A 20,195-nucleotide genomic window follows, 5' to 3' on the forward strand; every position below is an offset into this window, starting at 1 on the left:
ACTGTTCGGAGTTGCCCCCATGAACCCTCGTCGCAGTAACAGCTCGCTACCCCAGACAGGCCGCTCGGCCTACGGGATAGCCACGGCTGCCGCTCTGCTGCTGATACCCGTAAGTGTGCTGGTCGGAGGTGACGCGTACCGGGAGTTCCTCGACTTCGGCGCAGGCGTTCTCTCGCTCGTCTCGCTGACCTGCTCGGTGCTCTGGGGGCTCGTCGCCCAGGACCGGACCCTGCTCACCGTGCGCCAGCGGATCATCGGCCAGGCCGTCCACCGGACGACCGCCATCGCCGCGGTCGCGTTCCTCGTGCTGCATGTCTCGGTCAAGCTGGCGCTGAACCACGTCTCCGCGATCGCCCTGTTCCCCTTCGCCCTCGGCGTGACGGGGTCGGGCGCGCTCATCGGTTTCGGTGCGACCGCCGGGTCCATGATGATCTTCGTCGCGATCACCGGTGCGCTGCGCAGCAACTTCGCCTCCCCCGCGCCGGTCGCGGCGCGCTGGCGGGCGATGCACATGATGGCCTACCCGGCCTGGTGTTTCGCGCTGGTGCACGGACTCTACGCGGGTCGCGAAGCGAAGCCGATCTTCGTGATCCTCTACTCCGCAGGCCTGGTCGCCGTCGCCGCCGCCCTGCTGCTGCGCGCCGCGCCGCGCCCGGTCAAGCGCCAGGTGGTCGAGCGCATCTCCGCGATCCTGGGCACCGACGGACAGCGGCCTCCCGAGGTCGACGAGCTCGTGAAGTCCCGTTCGGCCCTGCAGGGCTTCGACGAGCCCGGCGGCCGGCGTGAGGGCGGTCGGCGCGAAGGCGGACAGCGCGACCAGATGCGCGACACCGGCCAGTTCCCGCTGCCCGGCTTCGGCGGTGGGCAGAGCCAGCCCCCGCTGGGCGATCCGCTGGTTCCCCCGCAGCGCGCCGCCGCCTCGGCCGACAGCGGCCCCGGCTTCGCGGCCGCCTACCGCGCGGTGTCGATGACCCCCCGCGCCCAGGAGCCCACGGCGCCCTACCTGACCCAGCAGCAGCCGCTGGACATGCAGCCCACGCAGGCCATGCCCCGCATGGACGACGGCGCCGGCACGGGCACGCGTTGGCCGGCCCCGTCCCCGCCGCCGGTCGGCGAGGCACCCCCGTCGTCGTACGACCCGATGCAGGACACCTTCGCCGGGCAGCCGTTGGGCGGGCAGACGTACCAGGGGCAGGCGTACCCGGGCCAGGCGTACCCGGGCGAGACGTACAACACGGGGGTTTCCGAAACTTCCTACGGAACGGCTGAGACGAACGCCCCCTACGGCACGTACAACCCGAACGACACGTACAACAGCGGTCCCGCCACTGAAACGCTGCCCGGCTACGAGGATTACAACCAGCCGGGCTCAGGCGAACCCTGGAACGCGCCTTCCGGAGGATTTAAGTGAACGAGGCCCTTCCCGACGTCCCCGAAGTCCGTGTGGTGGGGCTCCCCCAGCTCACGTCGGGCTTCGATCTCGTCGAGAGACTCGACCTCCCCATGCACCTGAAGGTGCACGGTCCGCTCGAACCCATGGGCGGGGAACAGCTCGCCCAGCTGTCCGAACGGATCAACCTCAAGGGCAGGGGCGGCGCGGGCTTCCCGTTCCACAAGAAACTGCGGTCGGTCGCCGAGTCGGCGATCAAGCGCGGCATCCGGCCCGTCGTGGTCGTCAACGGCAGTGAGGACGAACCCGCCTGCCGCAAGGACACGGTGCTGATCAACCGTGCCCCGCACCTCATCCTGGACGGCGCCCTGCTGGTCGCCGAAGCCCTGGGCGCCCGCCAGCTCGTCATCGGGGTGACACGTGAATCCACCCAGCGCTCGATGGAGGCGGCCCTCTCCGAGCGCGGGCTGAGCAACCGGCGCGGCGCCGCCATCCGCGCGAGCGTGCAGCGCAACCCGGTCCGTATGGTCACCGGCGCCGCGGGCTCGCTGATCCGCTCCATCGACGGCGGCCCGCCCATCCCGCCGGGCCGCAAGACCAGCGCGTCCAAGAGCGGTGTCGGCGGCGCGCCGACCCTGCTCTCCAACGCCGAGACCTTCGCCCAACTCGCCATCGGCGCCCGCATCGGCTCCGAGCGGTACGGCAACACCGGTCTGTACGACGAGCCGGGCACCGTCATGCTCACCGTCTCCGGCGCGGTCGCCCGCCCCATGGTGATCGAGGCTCCCACCGGTGTGCCGCTGCGCTACATCCTGCAGCTCGCCGGCGCGCCGCCGGTCCCGCAGGGCGTGCTGACCGGCGGCTACCACGGCAAGTGGATCGACGCGGCGACGGTCAACGAGGCCGTCGTCTCGCGCAACTCGCTGGACGCGGTGGGCGGTGCGCTCGGCGCGGGCGCGATCCTGCCCATCAGCCAGGACACCTGCCCGCTCGGCGAGTCGCTCCAGGTGGCCAAGTGGCTCGCCGAGGAGAGCGCGGGACAGTGCGGTCCCTGCTATCTCGGTCTGCCGGCCGCCGCGCGCGGTATGGAGGACATCCTCAACGGCGGTGGTCCCGCCGCCCTGGAGGCCCTCAAGCAGGTCGCGAAGAACGTGAAGCGGCGCGGCGCGTGCTCGCACCCCGACGGCTCCGCGATGTTCCTGGAATCGACCATCAAGGCGTTCACGGACGACCTCGCCGCGCATGTCCTCGGCAACGGCTGCGGCCGTCCCGTCGAAGGCGTGCTGCCGCTCTTCGAGGGCGGCAGGATGCCGACCGGCATCCCGGGCGGCGCCGGCGAGGAGGAGAGCGGCGCCAGCCGCCAGAAGATCTTCGTCGACTGGACGCTCTGCCGGGGCCACGGCCTGTGCGCCGACATCCTCCCCGAGGTCTTCCAGCTCGGCGCCGACGGCTTCCCCACCGTCGCCCAGGCGAAGGTCCCCCAGTACGCCGAGGCCAAGGCCCTGCGCGCGGTGCGCCGCTGCCCGGCGCTCGCCCTGCGTCTGGAGGAGGACAACCGCGCCGCCGCCCCGTCCCGGAACCTCCCGGTCCTCTCGCAGGGCCGCGGCCGCCGGGCCCTGGGCAGCGGTCGCTGAGACCACACGTACGCCGAAGGGCGGACCACCCCGAAGGGGGTGGCCCGCCCTTCCTCGCTCCGCCGTCGCCGGTCACTGTCGCCGGTCGGTCACTGTCGCCGGTCGGTCACTGTCGCCGTGACCGCCAACAACGCGAAGACCCCGTCCACTTGGACGGGGTCTTTTCTGTGGAGCTAAGGAGAATTGAACTCCTGACCTCCTGCATGCCATGCAGGCGCTCTACCAACTGAGCTATAGCCCCTTGCCGTGTTGTCCGCCCGGTCTCCCTGGCGACGACGCCAACATTACCGGTCCCTCGCGCGCACCACCAAATCGTTTCCGGCGGGTGCGGATTATGGGTGGATTCGATGACCGATGTCGGATTCCGAACCGCCCACCGCCCACCCGCCGTTCACGACCCCGCCGCCGACGGCCCTCACGAGGGCGCTGTGGCGCCCGTGGCGGGCCGACGGCGGGCGGTGGCGGGGTACGGCGCCGAGTTGACGCTCAAGCCGTCACGAACGAGTAGAAGCGCTTGAGTGTGCAGTGCTCTTCGAGGAGCCGGCCGTAGATCGGCTCCCCCTCCAGCTCTCGGTACGTCTCGATCGGGTCGCCTTTTATGATCAGCGCCCTGGCGCATTCCTCGCACCAGTACTGGTAGTCGGCGTTGACAGGCTCCATGTCGCGGACGATGGGCGTGCCGCTGCCGCACCAGTCGCACTTCCTCCTGTGTGCACCCATCGATCAGCTCCAGCTGTGGCCGCAGGCCGTGCACACGTAGGAGATCCCTCCGTTGTCACCGAGGACTTGGGCAACGTGGAGCGAGCCGCAGGAAGGGCAGAGGAGGGTGGTCTTGCTCCGCATCACCACCGCTGCGGGAAGGTCGTGGACCCTCCCGCGGATGCTCGCAGGCATCGCTTCTCCCTCCCGTCGGGCCGCGCCCCCTTCCGGCCGTTTGATTCTGCCACGGCCGGACCAATACGGTCAGCGACGCCTTCGTACCAGTCCGGGCAAGCGGCGGGAAAGAAGGCCGTCCGCAGAGGTATACGCCTCCAGGACGGCGTGTGCTCAAGAAGGGACGCAGGTCACACACGAAAAATCCCGCTCCCTCGCGGGAACGGGATCTTCTGTACCGATCTGTGGAGCTAAGGAGAATTGAACTCCTGACCTCCTGCATGCCATGCAGGCGCTCTACCAACTGAGCTATAGCCCCTTGCGTTCTTCCCACTCGGCGGGGCGAACAAGAAGAACTTTAGCCTGCGACCAGCCGGAAAGTGAAATCCGGGCCGCGGACCGCGTGACCAGGCCTCTTACGGGCTCAGTCGTCTTACGGGCTCAGTCGTCGTCGCCGAGCACCGGCTCGGGCAGCGTGCCGGCGTTGTGCTCCAGGAGCCGCCAGCCGCGGGCGCCCTCGCCGAGGACGGACCAGCAGCAGTTGGAGAGGCCGCCGAGGCTCTCCCAGTGGTGGGGCTCGAGGCCGAGGAGACGCCCGATGGTGGTGCGGATGGTGCCGCCGTGGCTGGCGACCACGAGGGTGCCGTTCTCCGGAAGCTTGTCGGCGTGCCGCAGCACCACGGGGGCGGCACGGTCGGCGACCTCGGTCTCCAGCTCACCGCCACCCCGGCGGATCGGCTCGCCGCGCTTCCACGCGGCGTACTCCTCGCCGTGCCGGGCGATGATCTCGTCGTGGGTGAGCCCCTGCCAGACGCCCGCGTAGGTCTCGCGCAGGCTCTCGTCGTGGCTGACCTCCAGGCCGGTGAGCTCGGCCAGCTCGGCGGCCGTGTTCGCGGCGCGCCGGAGGTCGGAGGCCACGATCGCGTCGGGCTTGAGGGAGGCGAGCAGCCGGGCGGCGCGGCGGGCCTGGCCGAGGCCCGTCTCGGTCAGCTCGACGTCCGTGGTGCCCTGGAAGCGGCGCTCCACGTTCCACGAGGTCTGGCCGTGCCGCCACAGGATGAGGCGGCGGCCCCGGCCCCTGCGATCGACGGAGTCGGTACCCGCGCTCACCGCACCTCCTCGCCCAGCTCGGCGGCTTCCTCGGCGGCCCGCAGCTTGGCGTGCTCGGCGCCCTTGCCCCGGGTGGCCTTGGCGTCGGCGGGCAGCTCCAGCTCGGGGCAGTCCTTCCAGAGCCGCTCCAGGGCGTAGAAGACCCGCTCCTCGCTGTGCTGGACGTGCACGACGATGTCGACGTAGTCCAGCAGCACCCAGCGGGCCTCGCGGTCGCCCTCGCGGCGGACCGGCTTGGCGCCGAGCTCCTTGTTCAGGCGCTCCTCGATCTCGTCGACGATCGACTTGACCTGGCGGTCGTTGGGCGCGGAGGCGAGCAGGAATGCGTCCGTGATGGACAGCACATCGCTGACGTCGTACGCGATGACGTCGTGCGCGAGCTTGTCGGCGGCCGCTTGCGCGGCGGTGGTGATGAGCTCGAGAGAGCGGTCGGTGGCGGTCACTTCACGGCTTTCGGTCGTCGGTCAGGAACCCTCACGGGCTACCCCAAGGGTCTCACGGCCCACCGACACCGCCCCACGTGTTAATCGATCAGGCCCCGGAGCGGCGCCGATGCGGCGGCTCAGGGGCCTGATCGCTGATCATGCCGGTCCGATCAGCCCGTGGTTCCCGTGGTTCCCGTGGTTCCCGTGGTTCCCGTGGTTCCCGTCGTCCCGGTCTCCCCCGTCGTGCTCGTCGTCTCGTAGTTCTGGCCGAGTACGACGGAGACGTCGGCGTTGGAGGTGGTCTCGCCCTTCTTCACGGCGCCGGTCGGGAGGCCGAGGGTCTTGGCGACCTCGATGGCGTCCTGTTTGCGGGCCGCGTCGGAGTAGGTGACCCGGGAGGTGGCCTGGGCGGTGGCGGTGGTGCCCGCGTCGAGGAAGGTGTAGCCGCCGTTGAGGACGACCACGCGGGCCTGTTCGGTGGCGTCCTTCTGGCCGGTGGCGTTGCGGATGCCGACCCGGACGGCGTCCCCGGCGTCGGGGCTCTTCGCGGCGCCGCCGAGCAGGTCCTTGACCACACTGTCGGAGTCCTCGGCGCTGAGGGTGCCGTCCTGCTGGACGGGCAGCAGCTCGGACTTGTAGTCGCCGCCCTTGGCGTGGTCGGCGAGCTTGGCGAGGAACGCGCCGAGGTCCTCGTCGCTGAGCGAGGGGTCGAGGATCTGGGCCAGCGTCTGCACGGTGACGGTGGCGGCCTGCGCGTCGGAGGACAGCTTGCGCAGCACGCCCTGCATGACCTGCCCGAACCGCTCCAGTTGCGCGTCCTGCGACTCGCCGGAGGCCCGGTAGGTGGCGTAGGCGACGGCCATCTTCCCGCTGAGGGTCTGCTGCTTGCCCTTGGTGACCAGGGGCGCCGCGCCCTTCTTCTCGGCCTCGGGGTCGGGCACGTCCGTGTTCGTGTCGACGTCGATGTTGCCGACGAGTCCGACGAGGTTGTTCAGGTACGGGGTGTCCAGCCGCCAGGTGCCCTCGATGTCGGTGCCGAGGACGGTGTCGAGCGCGTCGCGGGTGCCGGAGGAGCCGTCGTCGTCGACGGACTTGGCGAGGGTCGTCGTGGTGCCGTCGTCCCCGGTCAGGGCGAGGGCGTTGGGGATGAGGACGGTGGCGCCCTGCTCGGTGGTGGCGTTGTTCACCAGCAGCGCCGTGGAAGTGCCGCCCTTCCTGGTGTCGTGCAGGTGGACGACGACCACGTCCCGCTTCTGGGCGGCCGCCGAGGTCGTGGTGCCGGTCTGCCCGTCCGGGGACGAGCCGGGCAGCATGCCCGCCCACCCCATGTAGCCGACGCCGCCGACGGCGACCAGGGCGAGGGCCACCACCAGGGCGATCATCCGGCTCTTGGCCCGCCGCTTGGCCTCCTCGCGGCGCTCGGTGCGGTTCTCGGTGAAGTTCAGCCAGTCGATGACGTCCTCGGAGTCACCGTCGGGATCCTCGACGAAGGCGAACTGCTCGGTCCGGTAATCCCGTTCGGCGGGGTCCTGCTCCGGGGAGGCGTCCTCGGGGCGGGGTCCGCTCTCCTCGGTGGTCTGCGGCGGTGCCGACTGCTGCGGGATGTAGGCGGTCTGCTCGGCGACGGGGGCCTGCCGTCCGGTGACCGCCGTCTGCCCGTAGGGGTCGTACGGGTCGTAGGCGGGCCCCGGTGCCTGCTGGCCGGTGTCGTAGCCCGTGCCGTACCCCTGGGTGTGCTGCTGCTGGGCATGCCCGGTCGCGTACGGGTCGTAGCCGTAGCCCTGGCCGTACCCCTGGGGCGCTTGCGTCCCGTAGGGGTCGTACGCCTGTTGCTGAGGCACCTGCTGGGCGGGTGCCTGCCGGTACACCGGCTGTCCGTACTCGTCGTAGCCGACGAGTTCGTACTGCTGGTCGCCCCCGTAGGTGGCGTCGTATCGGTCGTTCACCGGTGCCCCTCTCGGCTCACTCGCCGCGGTACAGCTGCCGCTTGTCGATGTAGCGCACCACGCCGTCCGGCACCAGGTACCAGACGGGATCGCCCTTGGCGACTCTCGCACGGCAGTCTGTGGAGGAGATGGCCAGCGCCGGGACCTCGACCAGCGAGACCCCGCCTGCGGGCAGGCCCGGGTCGGCCAGGGTGTGCCCCGGACGGGTGACCCCGATGAAGTGCGCGAGGGAGAAGAGTTCCTCGGCGTCGCGCCAGGTGAGGATCTGGCCGAGGGCGTCGGCGCCGGTGATGAAGAAGAGGTCCGACTCCGGGTTGAGCTCGTGCAGTTCCCGCAGGGTGTCGATGGTGTAGGTGAGGCCCTTGCGGTCGATGTCGATGCGGCTCACCGAGAAGTGGGGGTTCTCGGCCGTCGCGATGACCGTCATCAGATAGCGGTCCTCGGCCGCCGAGACCGACTGGTGGGACTTCTGCCACGGCTGGCCGGTCGGCACGAACACGACCTCGTCGAGACCGAACTGCGCGGCGACCTCCTGGGCCGCCACGAGGTGCCCGTGGTGGATCGGGTCGAACGTTCCGCCCATGACGCCGAGACGGCGCCGGCCTGGCTCCGACGGACGGTTTCCCGGTGCGCCGGAGGCACTGTCGGACCGGCCGTCCGTGGTGTCGTGCGCCTGGTCCGCCGTCTTGTCGTGCTCCGGACCGGTAGGCACTTCCTGCTCTCCCATGCGTGGAGAGCCTACCGGCCCGGCCGACGCGCACCGTTCGAACGTCCTTTTGCGCGGATTAGCGATCGCGGTTGAAGCGGGTGGTGATCCACAGCAGCAGCATCAGGGCGAAGAAGGCTCCGCCGCCGGTCAGGTAGGGGCTCAGGCTCTCGTGGTTGCCGCCGTGCTCCCCGCCGCCCTCGGCGGCGAAAGTGACCAAGTCGGCAGCGGTGCTGTGGAAGCTCATCGTCGGCGTGACCTATCCGGTGGTGGGATCGGGATGAAGACCCGCCCATCGTAAGCGGGAGCCTCCGCCGCGATCACGTCGACTCCGCCCGGGAGTGAACGGGGGCGCCGCCGAGCGCGTACTTCGCGTACGAGCAACCGTTCGCGCGCGCTGTACGTCCTTCCCGTCGGCGGGCGTCATTCGTTCCGCTTGTACCCCCGCAGCAGGAACCACGCCATCAGGACGGAGCCCAGGACCATCACGATCAGCACCACACGCAGCAGGTTGCCGGCTCCCTGTTCCTTCGCGGCGGTGTCCGCGGCCTCGGTGAGCCAGGCGGATGCCGGCAGGTGCGGGAGATGTCCCATGGAGATCGCTCCTTACGGTTGATGCCCTGCCACGGTAACTCCGCCTAGGCTGGACCCCGCTTCGGGGGCAACATGGGCAAACAGAGCATGGGGGAAACATGCCGGACGACAGCCACGAGCAGAACGGGCACGAGAACGTGCCGAGCAGGCAGCGCAGGCGCTTCGAGGGGATCTCCTCCCGGGCGTACGAACACCCCGCGGACCGCTCGGCGCTGGTGGCGCTGCGCAAGCTCAGCGGCTTCGACACGGTGTTCAAGGCGCTCAGCGGCCTGCTGCCGGAACGCAGCCTCAGGCTGCTGTTCCTGTCCGACTCCGTACGGGTCTCGGACCAGCAGTTCGCCCACCTCAACACCATGCTGCGGGACGCGTGTTACATCCTGGACCTGGAGAAGGTCCCGCCGATGTACGTGAACCAGGACCCGCAGCCGAACGCGATGTGCATCGGCCTGGACGAGCCGATCATCGTCGTGACCACCGGGCTCGTCGAGCTGCTCGACGAGGAGGAGATGCGGGCCGTCATCGGGCACGAGGTGGGCCACGCGCTCTCCGGCCACTCGGTGTACCGGACGATACTGCTCTTCCTGACGAGCCTCGCCCTGAAGGTCGCCTGGATCCCGCTGGGGAACCTCGCGATCATGGCGATCGTGACCGCGCTGCGCGAGTGGTTCCGCAAGTCGGAGCTGTCCGCGGACCGCGCGGGCCTTCTGGTCGGCCAGGACGTCCAGGCGTCGATGCGCGGTCTGATGAAGATCGCGGGCGGCAACCACCTGCACGAGATGAACGTGGACGCGTTCCTCGCGCAGGCCGAGGAGTACGAGGCCGGGGGCGACCTGCGCGACTCCGTCCTCAAGATCCTGAACGTGCTGCCCCGCTCGCACCCCTTCACCACCGTGCGCGCGGCCGAGCTGAAGAAGTGGGCCGAGTCCCGCGACTTCCAGCGGATCATGGACGGGCACTACCCGCGGCGCAGCGAGGACAAGGACACCTCGGTGACCGACTCCTTCCGCGAGTCGGCCACGCACTACACGAGCAGTGTCAAGAACTCCAAGGACCCGCTGATGAAGCTGGTCACCGACATCGCGGGCGGCGCGGGCGACCTCGGCGGCCGGGTCCGGCGCGGCTTCGGCGGCTTCGCGGGCGGCAGCAACGGCTCGGGCACCGACACCGACCCGGGCCAGGGCGGTGGCACCGACACCGCCCAGGAGGACAGGCGCCGGGACAACGAGTGACGCACGGCGACGGTCACTGACGCGAGAAAGCGCCCGGCCCCGAAGGTCCGCCTTCGAACCGGGCGCTTTCTCGCGTCGAGCGCCGCGGCCGGGGCCGGGGACCCGGGCCCCGGCGCTCGGGCAGAGGCCCGGCCGAGCGCCGCGGCGGGGGCGGCGGCTCGCGCTCCGGCGCCGCCGAGCGGCCCGCGCATCGCGCCTCCGGCCGGAAGTCCCCCGCCGCATGCGCGGCGGCGAGTGACCGGCGGCGACATCGACGTGGGTCATCACCATGGCCAGGGCAGCTCCACAGGGCAGTGGTGCGGTGTATCACCGGCCCAGGGGCCCGACACCGCGCCTCCCTCACACCTTCGGCTGCGCACTCTCCGCGAGGGAGCCGCACAGGGCCGTGGCGGCGCCGGTGCCGTACGGGTCGGTGCCGGCGGACGGGCCGCCCGCCTTGGCGGTCTGGCCGGCGAGCAGCGGGCGCAGATGGTTGGTGGCGTCGTCGGCGCAGGCCAGCGGCCCGGCCTGGACGTAGGAGACGACGACCTCGACCTGGTGGGTGCGCAGGTCGTCCTGGTCGAAGCGGAAGTGCAGTTCGCGCCGGACGGTGAACAGCGAGGCCTCGGCGTCGGCCCTGTCACCCGGCGGTCGCAGCGCGTACACGAGGGTGTGGGCGGCGACGACCTCCAGGGTGCCGGAGTCGAACTCGGCGGCCTGGAGGGTGCCCTGGACGCGGATCTTGCGGTCGGCGAGTTCCGCGCGGGACGGGTCGAAGCGGACCAGCCAGCCGGTGGGGGCGTGCCGCCCGTCCGCCGCCGGATGATCGAAACTCTGCTGGAACTGGTCGAGCTGCTCCGAGTCGAGCAGCCGGCGCACGGGCTGGACGGTGGTGCCGCCGAGCACCTCCGGGTCGAGCGCGGAGGCGACCAGGTACTCCTTGGCGATGGTCAGCGCGGAGACGACCTGGCTGTCGGTGAAGTGCTCGGTGCGCCGGGTGGCCGGCATCGTGATGCCCTCGGCGCCGATCCGGAACTGGGCGGCCGGACTGTGCGCGTACAGCGTCTCCGGCTCCTCGGCGCCGGGCACCGCGGACTGCGGGGACAGCGGGATCACCGTCATCCGGAGCGGTTCGGTGGGCTTCGCGGCCGGGCTGTCGTACGGATGGCGGACGCCCATGTAGATCGCGGTGCCGAAGGCGAGGGCGATCAGCAGGACGAGGACCAGGGCCTGCCGGGAGAAGCCGCGGCGCGTGGGCGGGCGGCGGCGCACGGCCGGGGCGTGGTCGGAGAGGCGCTCCTGGGCGGAGAATTCCTGGAGACGGGCAGCGCGGACGAACGATTCGTCGAAGACGACGGATCGGTATTCGTCCTCTCCACCGCCGGGGGCGCCCTCGGGAGTCCCCTCAGGTGGGTTTCCTGGCCCGCCCATACAATGAGAGTAGGTCTCCCAGGGCCTCGGTAAACGCGGCGGTACACGACAAGTTCTGACAGGTCCTCACCAGGTTCGCGAAGAGCTGTCGAACCGCCCGCCGGGGGCCGCGCGCGGCCGTTTCAGGGGGTGCGGGGGTCCGCCGACACCGCCGGCTGGGAGTAGTCCGCGGAGGCGGAGGGGCCCGTCCGGGTGCCCTGTTCGACGCCGCTGGTGGTCGGCGGGAGCGGGAGTTCGTCGCGGCCGGAGGAGGCACCCCGGTAGACCGCGGTGAAGGCCAGCGCGACCATGCCGATGCCCATCACGAGGGCGAGGATCCAGGCGACGGGCCGGTGCCAGCGGGTCTGCTTGCCGTACGGCCTGCCGTAGGCCCCGTCGGCGCCGTAGCGGCCCTCCAGGATCTCGGTGTCGTCCAGGTCGTCATCGCGACCGCGGCCGAAATCGAGACCGTCCGTGCCGAAGCCGTCGTCGTAACGGTCGTCGTCGCCGCGTGCGCCTCTGGAATGCGCCCGGCGGGCTTCGGCCTCCTGGGCCGCGGCACGGGCCTCCGCCGCTGCGAGCAGACGTTCGATCGCGGTCGGCTCGTGGACCACGGCCGCCCGTACGAAGTCCTCGTCGAAGACCACGGAGGCGAACTCTTCGTCCATACCCCCGCGGTCGCGGTCGTCGTCGGGCTCCCAGCCGTCAGGGAACGGCGTGCCCCCCACGTCCTCCGGCACGGATCCAGAGTAGACCGGGGTGGTCAATTTGGGCAGACGGTAAGGAAATTCATCCGTTGTGCCAGCTGGTCGCCGGCCTGTTCGCGGGAACGGGCCGGCGCCCCACCGAAAGACCCGCCCGGTCAGCGGCGGATGTGTCCGTCGCCCGTGACGATGTACTTCGTGCTGGTCAGCTCGGGCAGGCCCATCGGGCCCCGGGCGTGCAGCTTCTGGGTGGAGATGCCGATCTCGGCGCCGAAACCGAACTGACCGCCGTCGGTGAAGCGGGTCGAGGCGTTGACGGCGACCGTCGTGGAGTCGACCAGCTGGGTGAAGCGGCGGGCGGCCTGCTGGGAGGTCGTCACGATCGCCTCGGTGTGGCCGGAGCTCCAGAGCCGGATGTGCTCCACGGCCCGGTCGAGCGAGTCCACGACGGCCGCGGCGATGTCGTACGACAGGTACTCGGTCTCCCAGTCCTCCGTGGTGGCCTCCACGACCGTGGCCCGGCTCTCCTTGGCGAACGCGAGGACACGCTCGTCGGCGTGGACCGTGACCCCGGCGTCGGCGAGCGCGTCGAGGGCGCGGGGCAGGAACTCGGGGGCGATGTCCTGGTGGACGAGGAGGGTCTCGGCGGCGTTGCAGACGCTGACGCGGTGGGCCTTGGAGTTGATCAGGATCTCGACCGCCGTGTCGAGGTCGGCGTTGGCGTCGACGTAGACGTGACAGTTGCCCGTGCCGGTCTCGATCACCGGGACGATGGACTCCTCGACGACCGTGCGGATCAGGGAGGCGCCGCCGCGCGGGATGAGCACGTCGACCAGGCCCCGGGCGCGCATCAGCTCGCGTACGGACTCGCGGCCCTCGCCGGGGACGAGCTGGATGGAGTCGGCGGGCAGGCCCGCGCCGCCGACGGCGTCCCGCAGGACCCGTACGAGGGCGGTGTTGGACTCGTGGGCGGAGGACGAGCCGCGCAGCAGGACCGCGTTGCCGGACTTCAGGCAGAGGGCGGCGGCGTCCACGGTCACGTTCGGGCGGGCCTCGTAGATGATGCCGACGACGCCGAGCGGGACGCGGACCTGGCGCAGGTCGATGCCGTTCGGGAGGGTGGAGCCGCGCACGACCTCGCCGACCGGGTCGGGCAGCGCGGCCACGTCGCGGACGTCGGCGGCGATCGCGCGGACCCGCTCCGGGGTCAGCGTCAGCCGGTCGACGATCGACTCGCTGGTGCCGGCCTCACGGGCCCGCTCGATGTCCTTGGCGTTGGCCTCGACGATTTCGCTCGTACGGACTTCCAGCGCGTCGGCGATGGCGAGCAGCGCGTCGTCCTTGTCGGCGCGCGGGAGCGGCGCGAGGTCGGCTGCGGCGGCCTTGGCACGGTAGGCGGCCCGAGCGACCGGCGTCATGGAGTCGTACGGCGAGAGCGAGGTCATGGAGAAAGGGTAGTGCGCCCGGTGGCGGCGTTCACCGGCTGTTCCACAGCGCGAGACACACCCCGCGGGGCTCCCGGCGGGACGGTCAGAAGGGGTGGACTCCCACAGGCGTGGCCGGGGGCGGCCCGAATCCCTCGGCGAGGCGCAGGTGGTACGTCTGGCGGTCGATGACCTCCAGGCCGACGATCTCCCAGGGCGGCAGCCCGGCCGTCCGGCGGTGCTCGCCCCACAGGCGCAGGGCGACGGCGGCGGCGTCGTGGAGGTCGCGGGCCTCTTCCCAGTAGCGGATCTCGGCGTGGTCGTGGGCATAGCGGCTGGTCAGCAGAAAGGGGTGGTCGTGGGCGAGCTGTTCGAGGCCGCGCCGCACCTCCTTGAGGGGGGCCTCGGGGCCGGAGACGCTCAGCGTGACGTGCCACAGCCGGGGCAGGTCCTGTGGCTTCTCGGCGCTGTCGCTCTCGTACGTGTCCGAGGCGGCGACGCTGGTGAGCGTCCGCTCCTCGCCGGCCGCACGGGAGGTACCACCACCACGGGACGCCGCGGCCCCGGGGCGCACTCGTCTCACGACGGCCTCCTTCGCAACGATTCGTGCTTCGCAATAGGTCGTGCGGAATCTCCCTGGGACAAAGTTGAGCAGGCTCAGGGGCTTCGCGTGGCGGTTTTACGGAACGTGCACCGCCGGGGCCCGTGCTCCGGCCCCTCCATGGGGCCGCTGGTCAGGGGTGCAGGAGGACGAGGTCGTCCCTGTGTACGACCTCTCGTTCGTACGCGGGACCCAGCTCGCGCGCCAGTTCCCGGGTCGAGCGGCCGAGCAGCTGGGGGATCTCCTTGGCGTCGAAGTTCACCAGCCCGCGCGCGACCGCACGCCCCGCGCCGTCGCGCAGTTCCACGGGGTCGCCGGCGGTGAAGTCGCCCTCGACGGCCGCGATGCCGGCCGGCAGCAACGACTTGCGGCGCTCTACGACCGCACGCACGGCCCCGTCGTCGAGGGTGAGGGCGCCCTGCGGGGTGGAGGCGTGCTGGAGCCACAGCAGCCGGTCGGCGGTCCGCTTGCCGGTGGGGTGGAAGTACGTGCCCGTGTCACGGCCGCCGAGCGCGTCCGCCGCGTGGACGGCGCTGGTCAGGACCACGGGGATGCCCGCTCCGGTGGCGATCGCGGCCGCCTCGACCTTGGTGACCATGCCCCCGGTGCCGACGCCCGCCTTGCCGGCGCTGCCGATCTCCACGTGCGCGAGGTCCGCGGGGCCCCGTACCTCCGCTATCCGCGACGTGCCGGGTTTGCTGGGGTCGCCGTCATACACGCCGTCCACGTCCGAGAGCAGGATCAGCAGATCCGCCCGTACGAGGTGGGCGACGAGGGCGGCGAGGCGGTCGTTGTCGCCGAAGCGGATCTCGTCCGTGGCTACGGTGTCGTTCTCGTTGACGACCGGCAGCGCGCCCATCGCGAGGAGCTTGTCGAGGGTGCGGGAGGCGTTGCGGTGGTGGGCGCGGCGGCTCATGTCGTCGGAGGTGAGGAGCACCTGGCCGACCCGGATGCCGTGGCGGGCGCAGGAGGCCGTGTAGCGGGCCACCAGCAGGCCCTGGCCGACGCTGGCGGCCGCCTGCTGCCGGGCGAGGTCCTTGGGACGGCGGCGCAGGCCCAGCGGCGCGAGCCCGGCGGCGATGGCGCCGGACGAGACCAGCACGACCTCCCGCTCGCCCCCGCTGCGGGCCTTGGCGAGGACGTCCACCAGGGCGTCCACCCGGTCCGCGTCGAGGCCGCCGGACGCCGTCGTCAGCGACGAGGAGCCCACCTTGACGACGATCCGGTGCGCTTCCGCCACGCCCTGTCTTGCCGCTGACACGCCTATCCCCAATGCTCCGAACAGCCCGGTGTGTGCACTCCGCAATCTACGGGAGCGGGCGGACGGGACGCGTGCTCATTTCGAGGGGCGGACGGCGCCGGATCCGGGGCGGACGACCGCGGTCCGCCTCCGAGCCCTTTATGAAGAGATGGTGAGACACCTCTCAAGGTTCCATGCGTTATGTCCGACTACCGGTGATTGTTCCCGCCGGAGATTGCTCCCCGGCCGCCCTAGGTCATACGGTCAGGGATCGGCCGTCCTCAGGCCACCCCCCTGACTCACTTCCCCCTCCGTCCGTCGCACCCTCCGCAGGAGCCCAGCCCGTGCCCTCCGCAGGCCTCGCACCACGCCGCATCGCGCAGCTGTCAGCGCTGTTCGCGATGTTCGCGCTCTTCACGGCCCAGATCGTCTCCGCACTGCTGCCGAACATCCCCGTGTTCGTCGCCGCCAGTGCGGCGGGTCTCCTCCTGGACACCTATCTGCAGTACCGGGATCCCGGACTCCTCGCACTGCTGGGCAAGGTCCGCTTCGACGCGCTGGTACGCCAGCTGCTGCGCGACATGCTGATCCTGGTGGGGCTGCTGCGCATCGACGGCATCGACCCGCTGCGCGAGCAGGCCCCGCTCCTGGTCGGCCTCATCGTCTTCTACGCGGTGCACTTCGCCTGCCAGGCCGTCTCGGTACTGGTCCGCCGCACCCGGACGCTGCCGATCGTCACCCGCAACATCGACGCCTCCGAGCTGCGCCTGACCGCCGCCCCGCCGCGCATCCTGGCCCGCCGCCAGGCCCACCGGCTGCTGACCTTCTCCCTGCCGATCACGGCCGGCCTGGTCCTCACCGCGGCCACACAGGACGCCACCTGGGGCGGCGCCGGCCTCGGCATCGGTCTGACCCTCCTCGTCGCGGGCACCGCGTACCTCTCGACCTGGCTGCTGCCGAAGAAGCGCGCCAAGAGCGAGCAGCAGGTCATGGAGTGGCTGGACAGGTGGCTCGCCCGGTACCGGCCGACCACCGCGATGTACTTCTCCGGCGGTACGACGTCGGCGTACCAGGCGAACATGTGGCTCTCCACGCTCTCCCAGCTGGAGAAGCCGCTGATCGTGCTGCGTGAGCGCTTCATGGTGCAGAAGATCGACGCGACGGACGTGCCGGTCATCTGCTTCCCGAAGGTCTCGACGATGTTCTCCCTGGAGAACTCGACGCTGAAGATGATGCTGCACCCGGCCAACGCCGCGAAGACCTCCCAGGTGCTGCGCATCCCCACCGTCAAGCACGCCTTCATCAACCACGGCGAGAGCGACAAGCTGTCCTCCTGCAACCCGTACGCGAAGGCGTACGACGAGGTGTGGGTCGCCGGTCCCGCCGCGCGCGAGCGGTACGCCCTCGCCGAGGTCGGTGTCGAGGACAAGGACATCGTCGAGGTCGGCCGCCCGCAGCTGGCACCGATCCGCCCGTACGCGGGCCCGCCGACCGGCACGTACACGACCGTCCTCTACGCCCCCACCTGGGAGGGCTGGGACGGCAACCCCGGCAACACGTCCGTGGTCCTGGCCGGGGAGAACATCGTCCGGGGGCTCCTCGCCGACGACAAGGTCCGGCTGCTCTACAAGCCGCACCCGATGACCGGCTCGGTCGACCCGCGCGCGGGGGCCGCGAACGAGCGCATCAAGGCGATGATCCGGGAGGCCAACACGAAGCGCTCGGGCGCGCGTCCCGGTGCGGAAGCGGCGGCCGAACTCGCTCGCCGTACGGCCGCGTTGGACCAGCTGACCTCGACGTCCTTCCGTGCCAGCGCGGACGAGATGGAGCGGATGCTGCTGCAGAGCACGCCCAGCGGGGACCGTGAGGCGGCGATCTCCGAGGCGACGCTGGCCTGGGAGAAGGCGTACTGGGCGTCGTTCCCGGAGTGGGAGCACCGGATCATCACCGAGGCGCGGCCCGCGATCTTCGCCTGCTTCAACGCGTCCGACCTGCTGATCAGCGATGTCTCGTCGGTGGTCTCCGACTGGCTGTCCAGCGAGAAGCCGTACTCGGTGGCCAACACGTCCGGGCTGCCGGAGGCGGCGTTCCGGGCGGCCTTCCCGACGGTCTCCGCGGGTGTCGTCCTGACCCCCAAGGCGGGCGGTGTCCCGGCCCTGCTCGATGCGGTCCGCAACCCCGAGAAGGACGTCTTCGTGAAGGCTCGCGCCGACCTCAAGGAGCAGCTCCTCGGGCCGTCCGACCCGCCCTCCCTCGTCCGCTTCGACCGCGCGGTGAAGGCGCTCTGCGCCAAGGCCGACGACCGCCGCGTCCGTATGGAGTCCCGTCTCGCCACCGAGATCCCCTCGCCCCGGGACGCGGGGGACGAGCTCACGGACGGCGAACCGAGCGAGGCGCTCGCCTAGCGACAGGCGCTCGCCCAGCGACAGACGAAGGGCCCCGGAGGTGAGCACCTCCGGGGCCCTTCTTGTCTTCTGGTCCTGTCTTCCGGTCCTGCTCTTCCGGCCACCTCGTAGTGCCGAGTCGCGCGGCCCACCCCCGCCGAGCGCCTACGGCGGGGCGTCCGGGAAACCCCGGGCGCCCGAGGAACCCGGTGCCCCTTAGAACGGCTCGAAGTCTTCGTACTCCTGCTGGAGCTCGTCGCGCTCCGCCTGGCGGTCGCGGCGGCGCTGGACGGCGGGGCGGGGCTCTTCGAAGCGGTGGTCCTCGCCGCGGCGGCCGAGCATCTCCGCGCCGGCCATGACGGTCGGCTCCCAGTCGAAGACGACCGCGTTGTCCTCGGGCCCGATGGCGACGCCGTCGCCGGAGCGGGCGCCCGCCTTCATCAGCTCGTCCTCGACGCCCAGGCGGTTGAGGCGGTCGGCGAGATAACCCACCGCCTCGTCGTTGCTGAAGTCGGTCTGGCGTACCCAGCGCTCCGGCTTCTCGCCCCGCACGCGGAAGAGTCCGTCCTCCTCCTGCACGACCGTGAAGCCCGCGTCGTCGACGGCCTTGGGCCGGATGACGATCCGGGTCGCCTCCTCCTTCGGCTTGGCGGCCCGCGCCTGGCCGACGAGGTCGGCGAGCGCGAAGGACAGCTCCTTCAGCCCGGTGTGGGCGACGGCGGACACCTCGAAGACCCGGTAACCACGGGCCTCCAGGTCCGGCCGCACCATCTCGGCGAGATCCTTGCCGTCGGGCACGTCGATCTTGTTGAGGACGACGATCCGGGGCCGCTTGTCGAGCCCGCCGTACTGCGCCAGCTCCTCCTCGATGATGTCGAGGTCGGAGACGGGGTCGCGGTCCGACTCCAGCGTCGCCGTGTCGAGGACGTGGACGAGGACGCTGCAGCGCTCGACGTGGCGGAGGAATTCGAGGCCCAGGCCCTTGCCCTGGCTGGCACCCGGGATCAGGCCCGGCACGTCGGCGATCGTGTAGACCGTGTCGCCGGCCGTCACCACGCCCAGGTTCGGGACGAGGGTCGTGAACGGGTAGTCCGCGATCTTCGGCTTGGCGGCGGACAGGACCGAGATCAGCGAGGACTTGCCCGCGCTGGGGTAGCCGACGAGCGCCACATCGGCGACCGTCTTGAGCTCCAGGACGATGTCGCCCATGCCCCCGGGCACGCCGAGCAGCGCGAAGCCGGGCGCCTTGCGGCGGGCGGAGGCGAGGGCCGCGTTGCCGAGACCGCCCCGGCCGCCCTGTGCGGCGACGAAGGACGTGCCGTGGCCGACGAGGTCGGCGAGGACGTTGCCGTGCTTGTCGAGCACGACCGTGCCGTCCGGGACCGGCAGGACCAGGTCCTGGCCGTCCTTGCCGGAGCGGTTGCCGCCCTCGCCCGGCTTGCCGTTGGTGGCCTTGCGGTGCGGGGAGTGGTGGTAGTCGAGGAGAGTCGTCACGGACTGGTCGACGGTCAGGATGACGTCGCCGCCCCGGCCGCCGTTGCCGCCGTCGGGGCCGCCGAGCGGCTTGAACTTCTCCCGGTGGACGGAGGCACAGCCGTGGCCTCCGTTACCCGCGGCGACATGCAGCTCGACGCGGTCCACGAAGGTGGTCATGGTGGGTGCCTCCAGATACGCGCTATGCGTGGTGTTCGGAAATGTCTTACCTGTAACACGTCAAAGGCGGACCCACTTCCCGTACGGAAACCGTACGGGAAGTGAGGTCCGCCTCGACGAATCGCTCTACGGAAGCCTTGGTCGAAAGACCGGGCGAGTCAGAAGACTCAGGCGGCCGGAACGATGTTGACGACCTTGCGACCACGGCTGGTGCCGAACTCGACCGCACCGGCGTTCAGCGCGAACAGCGTGTCGTCCTTGCCGCGACCGACACCCGAGCCCGGGTGGAAGTGCGTGCCGCGCTGGCGGACCAGGATCTCACCGGCGTTGACGACCTGACCGCCGAAGCGCTTCACGCCGAGCCGCTGAGCGTTGGAGTCGCGACCGTTCCGGGTGGACGATGCGCCCTTCTTGTGTGCCATGTCTCCTCAGTCCCTTACTTCGCAGCCGCGGGGATCTCAGTGACCTTGATCGCCGTGTACTGCTGGCGGTGGCCCTGACGACGGCGGTAGCCGGTCTTGTTCTTGTAGCGAAGGATGTCGATCTTCACACCCTTGTGGTGGTCCACGACCTCGGCCTGGACCTTGATGCCGGCCAGCACCCACGGGTCGCTGGTCACAGCGTCGCCGTCGACGACGAGCAGGGTCGAGAGCTCGACCGTGTCGCCAACATTGGCAGTGGAAATCTTGTCAACCTCAACGATGTCGCCGACAGCAACCTTGTGCTGGCGACCACCGCTGCGCACGATGGCGTACAAGCGGATCTCACTCTCTCGCTCGGGAACGGCACCCCCGCAGTCCAGCCGCCCGACATGCGAACGGCCTCTCCCACGGCGCCCGGCGCGCGGAAGGAATGAGGTTTACGGGGATGTGACGCATCGCTACCTACGGACA

At 70.8% G+C, this 20,195-nt stretch carries 19 protein-coding genes and 2 tRNA genes; 4 read left to right on the top strand and 17 right to left on the bottom strand.

Annotated features, from left to right (window positions below; genetic code table 11):
* The first annotated feature begins 19 nt into the window (after window positions 1-19).
* Window positions 20-1,411, top strand: coding sequence for a cytochrome b/b6 domain-containing protein (locus tag OG272_RS16885; RefSeq protein WP_326582837.1), 1,392 nt, complete (start codon window positions 20-22; stop codon window positions 1,409-1,411).
* Complete coding sequence (locus tag OG272_RS16890; RefSeq protein ID WP_327729731.1) at window positions 1,408-3,024, top strand: NADH-ubiquinone oxidoreductase-F iron-sulfur binding region domain-containing protein; 1,617 nt, start codon at window positions 1,408-1,410, stop codon at window positions 3,022-3,024. The genes OG272_RS16885 and OG272_RS16890 overlap by 4 nt, the downstream gene beginning before the upstream one ends.
* A gap of 168 nt (window positions 3,025-3,192) precedes the next feature.
* Here the strand turns inward: OG272_RS16890 and OG272_RS16895 are convergent.
* The 9 genes from OG272_RS16895 to OG272_RS16935 all read right to left on the bottom strand — a co-directional run bounded on the left by OG272_RS16895 (window position 3,193) and on the right by OG272_RS16935 (window position 8,678).
* Window positions 3,193-3,265 (bottom strand) — tRNA-Ala (locus OG272_RS16895).
* Window positions 3,266-3,510: 245 nt separating this feature from the next.
* Complete coding sequence (locus OG272_RS16900; RefSeq protein ID WP_005479297.1) at window positions 3,511-3,744, bottom strand: hypothetical protein; 234 nt, start codon at window positions 3,742-3,744, stop codon at window positions 3,511-3,513.
* A gap of 399 nt (window positions 3,745-4,143) precedes the next feature.
* Window positions 4,144-4,216, bottom strand: a tRNA-Ala gene (locus OG272_RS16905).
* A gap of 122 nt (window positions 4,217-4,338) precedes the next feature.
* Window positions 4,339-5,007 (bottom strand): histidine phosphatase family protein, encoded by a 669-nt coding sequence (locus OG272_RS16910; protein WP_405893924.1) that lies wholly within the window; start codon window positions 5,005-5,007, stop codon window positions 4,339-4,341.
* Window positions 5,004-5,450, bottom strand: coding sequence for a ribosome silencing factor (gene rsfS / locus OG272_RS16915; protein WP_326582833.1), 447 nt, complete (start codon window positions 5,448-5,450; stop codon window positions 5,004-5,006). Before rsfS ends, OG272_RS16910 begins: the two co-directional genes overlap by 4 nt.
* A 152-nt stretch (window positions 5,451-5,602) precedes the next feature.
* The gene (locus OG272_RS16920; protein ID WP_405893927.1) at window positions 5,603-7,378 is read right to left on the bottom strand and encodes a LytR C-terminal domain-containing protein; all 1,776 of its coding nucleotides are present in this window, start codon (window positions 7,376-7,378) and stop codon (window positions 5,603-5,605) included.
* Window positions 7,379-7,394: 16 nt separating this feature from the next.
* Window positions 7,395-8,105 carry a nicotinate-nucleotide adenylyltransferase gene (gene nadD / locus OG272_RS16925; RefSeq protein WP_326582831.1) on the bottom strand — a complete coding sequence of 237 codons (711 nt, stop codon included), beginning with the start codon at window positions 8,103-8,105 and terminating at the stop codon, window positions 7,395-7,397.
* Window positions 8,106-8,163: 58 nt separating this feature from the next.
* Window positions 8,164-8,331: a hypothetical protein gene (locus tag OG272_RS16930; RefSeq protein ID WP_189781409.1), complete on the bottom strand. Its 168-nt coding sequence runs from the start codon at window positions 8,329-8,331 to the stop codon at window positions 8,164-8,166.
* A 176-nt stretch (window positions 8,332-8,507) separates the two neighbouring features.
* Window positions 8,508-8,678, bottom strand: a complete 171-nt coding sequence (locus OG272_RS16935; protein WP_326582830.1) for a hypothetical protein — start codon at window positions 8,676-8,678, stop codon at window positions 8,508-8,510.
* A 98-nt stretch (window positions 8,679-8,776) separates the two neighbouring features.
* Here OG272_RS16935 and OG272_RS16940 point away from each other — a divergent pair, with 98 nt between their 5' ends.
* The gene (locus tag OG272_RS16940; protein WP_405893929.1) at window positions 8,777-9,907 is read left to right on the top strand and encodes a M48 family metallopeptidase; all 1,131 of its coding nucleotides are present in this window, start codon (window positions 8,777-8,779) and stop codon (window positions 9,905-9,907) included.
* Window positions 9,908-10,246: 339 nt separating this feature from the next.
* Here the strand turns inward: OG272_RS16940 and OG272_RS16945 are convergent, their stop codons facing one another.
* The 5 genes from OG272_RS16945 to proB form a co-directional block, all read right to left on the bottom strand.
* Complete coding sequence (locus OG272_RS16945) at window positions 10,247-11,317, bottom strand: hypothetical protein (RefSeq protein ID WP_327729729.1); 1,071 nt, start codon at window positions 11,315-11,317, stop codon at window positions 10,247-10,249.
* Window positions 11,318-11,439: 122 nt separating this feature from the next.
* Window positions 11,440-12,036, bottom strand: a complete 597-nt coding sequence (locus OG272_RS16950; protein ID WP_327729728.1) for a hypothetical protein — start codon at window positions 12,034-12,036, stop codon at window positions 11,440-11,442.
* Between the two features lie 122 nt (window positions 12,037-12,158).
* A complete protein-coding gene (locus OG272_RS16955) occupies window positions 12,159-13,445 on the bottom strand; it encodes a glutamate-5-semialdehyde dehydrogenase (protein ID WP_326582826.1) in 1,287 nt (428 codons plus the stop codon).
* Between the two features lie 85 nt (window positions 13,446-13,530).
* Window positions 13,531-13,998, bottom strand: coding sequence for a hypothetical protein (locus OG272_RS16960; protein ID WP_326585828.1), 468 nt, complete (start codon window positions 13,996-13,998; stop codon window positions 13,531-13,533).
* A gap of 160 nt (window positions 13,999-14,158) precedes the next feature.
* The gene (proB, locus tag OG272_RS16965; RefSeq protein WP_326582825.1) at window positions 14,159-15,286 is read right to left on the bottom strand and encodes a glutamate 5-kinase; all 1,128 of its coding nucleotides are present in this window, start codon (window positions 15,284-15,286) and stop codon (window positions 14,159-14,161) included.
* Window positions 15,287-15,609: 323 nt separating this feature from the next.
* Between proB and OG272_RS16970 the strand changes: the two genes are divergently transcribed.
* The gene (locus OG272_RS16970; RefSeq protein ID WP_327729727.1) at window positions 15,610-17,670 is read left to right on the top strand and encodes a hypothetical protein; all 2,061 of its coding nucleotides are present in this window, start codon (window positions 15,610-15,612) and stop codon (window positions 17,668-17,670) included.
* A 195-nt stretch (window positions 17,671-17,865) separates the two neighbouring features.
* Here OG272_RS16970 and obgE read toward each other — a convergent pair whose 3' ends face one another.
* The 3 genes from obgE to rplU form a co-directional block, all read right to left on the bottom strand.
* Window positions 17,866-19,302: a GTPase ObgE gene (gene obgE, locus OG272_RS16975; RefSeq protein WP_326582823.1), complete on the bottom strand. Its 1,437-nt coding sequence runs from the start codon at window positions 19,300-19,302 to the stop codon at window positions 17,866-17,868.
* A gap of 167 nt (window positions 19,303-19,469) precedes the next feature.
* Window positions 19,470-19,724, bottom strand: coding sequence for a 50S ribosomal protein L27 (rpmA, locus tag OG272_RS16980; protein ID WP_020115438.1), 255 nt, complete (start codon window positions 19,722-19,724; stop codon window positions 19,470-19,472).
* A gap of 14 nt (window positions 19,725-19,738) precedes the next feature.
* Window positions 19,739-20,059, bottom strand: coding sequence for a 50S ribosomal protein L21 (rplU, locus tag OG272_RS16985; protein ID WP_200303235.1), 321 nt, complete (start codon window positions 20,057-20,059; stop codon window positions 19,739-19,741).
* Between the last annotated feature and the right edge of the window lie 136 nt (window positions 20,060-20,195).

The organism is Streptomyces sp. NBC_00104, from assembly GCF_045160825.1.
GTDB lineage: Bacteria > Actinomycetota > Actinomycetes > Streptomycetales > Streptomycetaceae > Streptomyces.

Bases quoted from the DNA above. Each gene is read 5' to 3' on its own strand.
- obgE (WP_326582823.1), bottom strand. From the start codon at position 19,302: ATGACCACCTTCGTGGACCGCGTCGAGCTGCATGTCGCCGCGGGTAAC.
- OG272_RS16955 (WP_326582826.1), bottom strand. From the start codon at position 13,445: ATGACCTCGCTCTCGCCGTACGACTCCATGACGCCGGTCGCTCGGGCC.
- nadD (WP_326582831.1), bottom strand. From the start codon at position 8,105: ATGGGAGAGCAGGAAGTGCCTACCGGTCCGGAGCACGACAAGACGGCG.
- OG272_RS16935 (WP_326582830.1), bottom strand. From the start codon at position 8,678: ATGGGACATCTCCCGCACCTGCCGGCATCCGCCTGGCTCACCGAGGCC.
- rpmA (WP_020115438.1), bottom strand. From the start codon at position 19,724: ATGGCACACAAGAAGGGCGCATCGTCCACCCGGAACGGTCGCGACTCC.
- OG272_RS16945 (WP_327729729.1), bottom strand. From the start codon at position 11,317: ATGGGCGGGCCAGGAAACCCACCTGAGGGGACTCCCGAGGGCGCCCCC.
- OG272_RS16885 (WP_326582837.1), top strand. From the start codon at position 20: ATGAACCCTCGTCGCAGTAACAGCTCGCTACCCCAGACAGGCCGCTCG.
- OG272_RS16940 (WP_405893929.1), top strand. From the start codon at position 8,777: ATGCCGGACGACAGCCACGAGCAGAACGGGCACGAGAACGTGCCGAGC.
- OG272_RS16930 (WP_189781409.1), bottom strand. From the start codon at position 8,331: ATGAGCTTCCACAGCACCGCTGCCGACTTGGTCACTTTCGCCGCCGAG.
- OG272_RS16900 (WP_005479297.1), bottom strand. From the start codon at position 3,744: ATGGGTGCACACAGGAGGAAGTGCGACTGGTGCGGCAGCGGCACGCCC.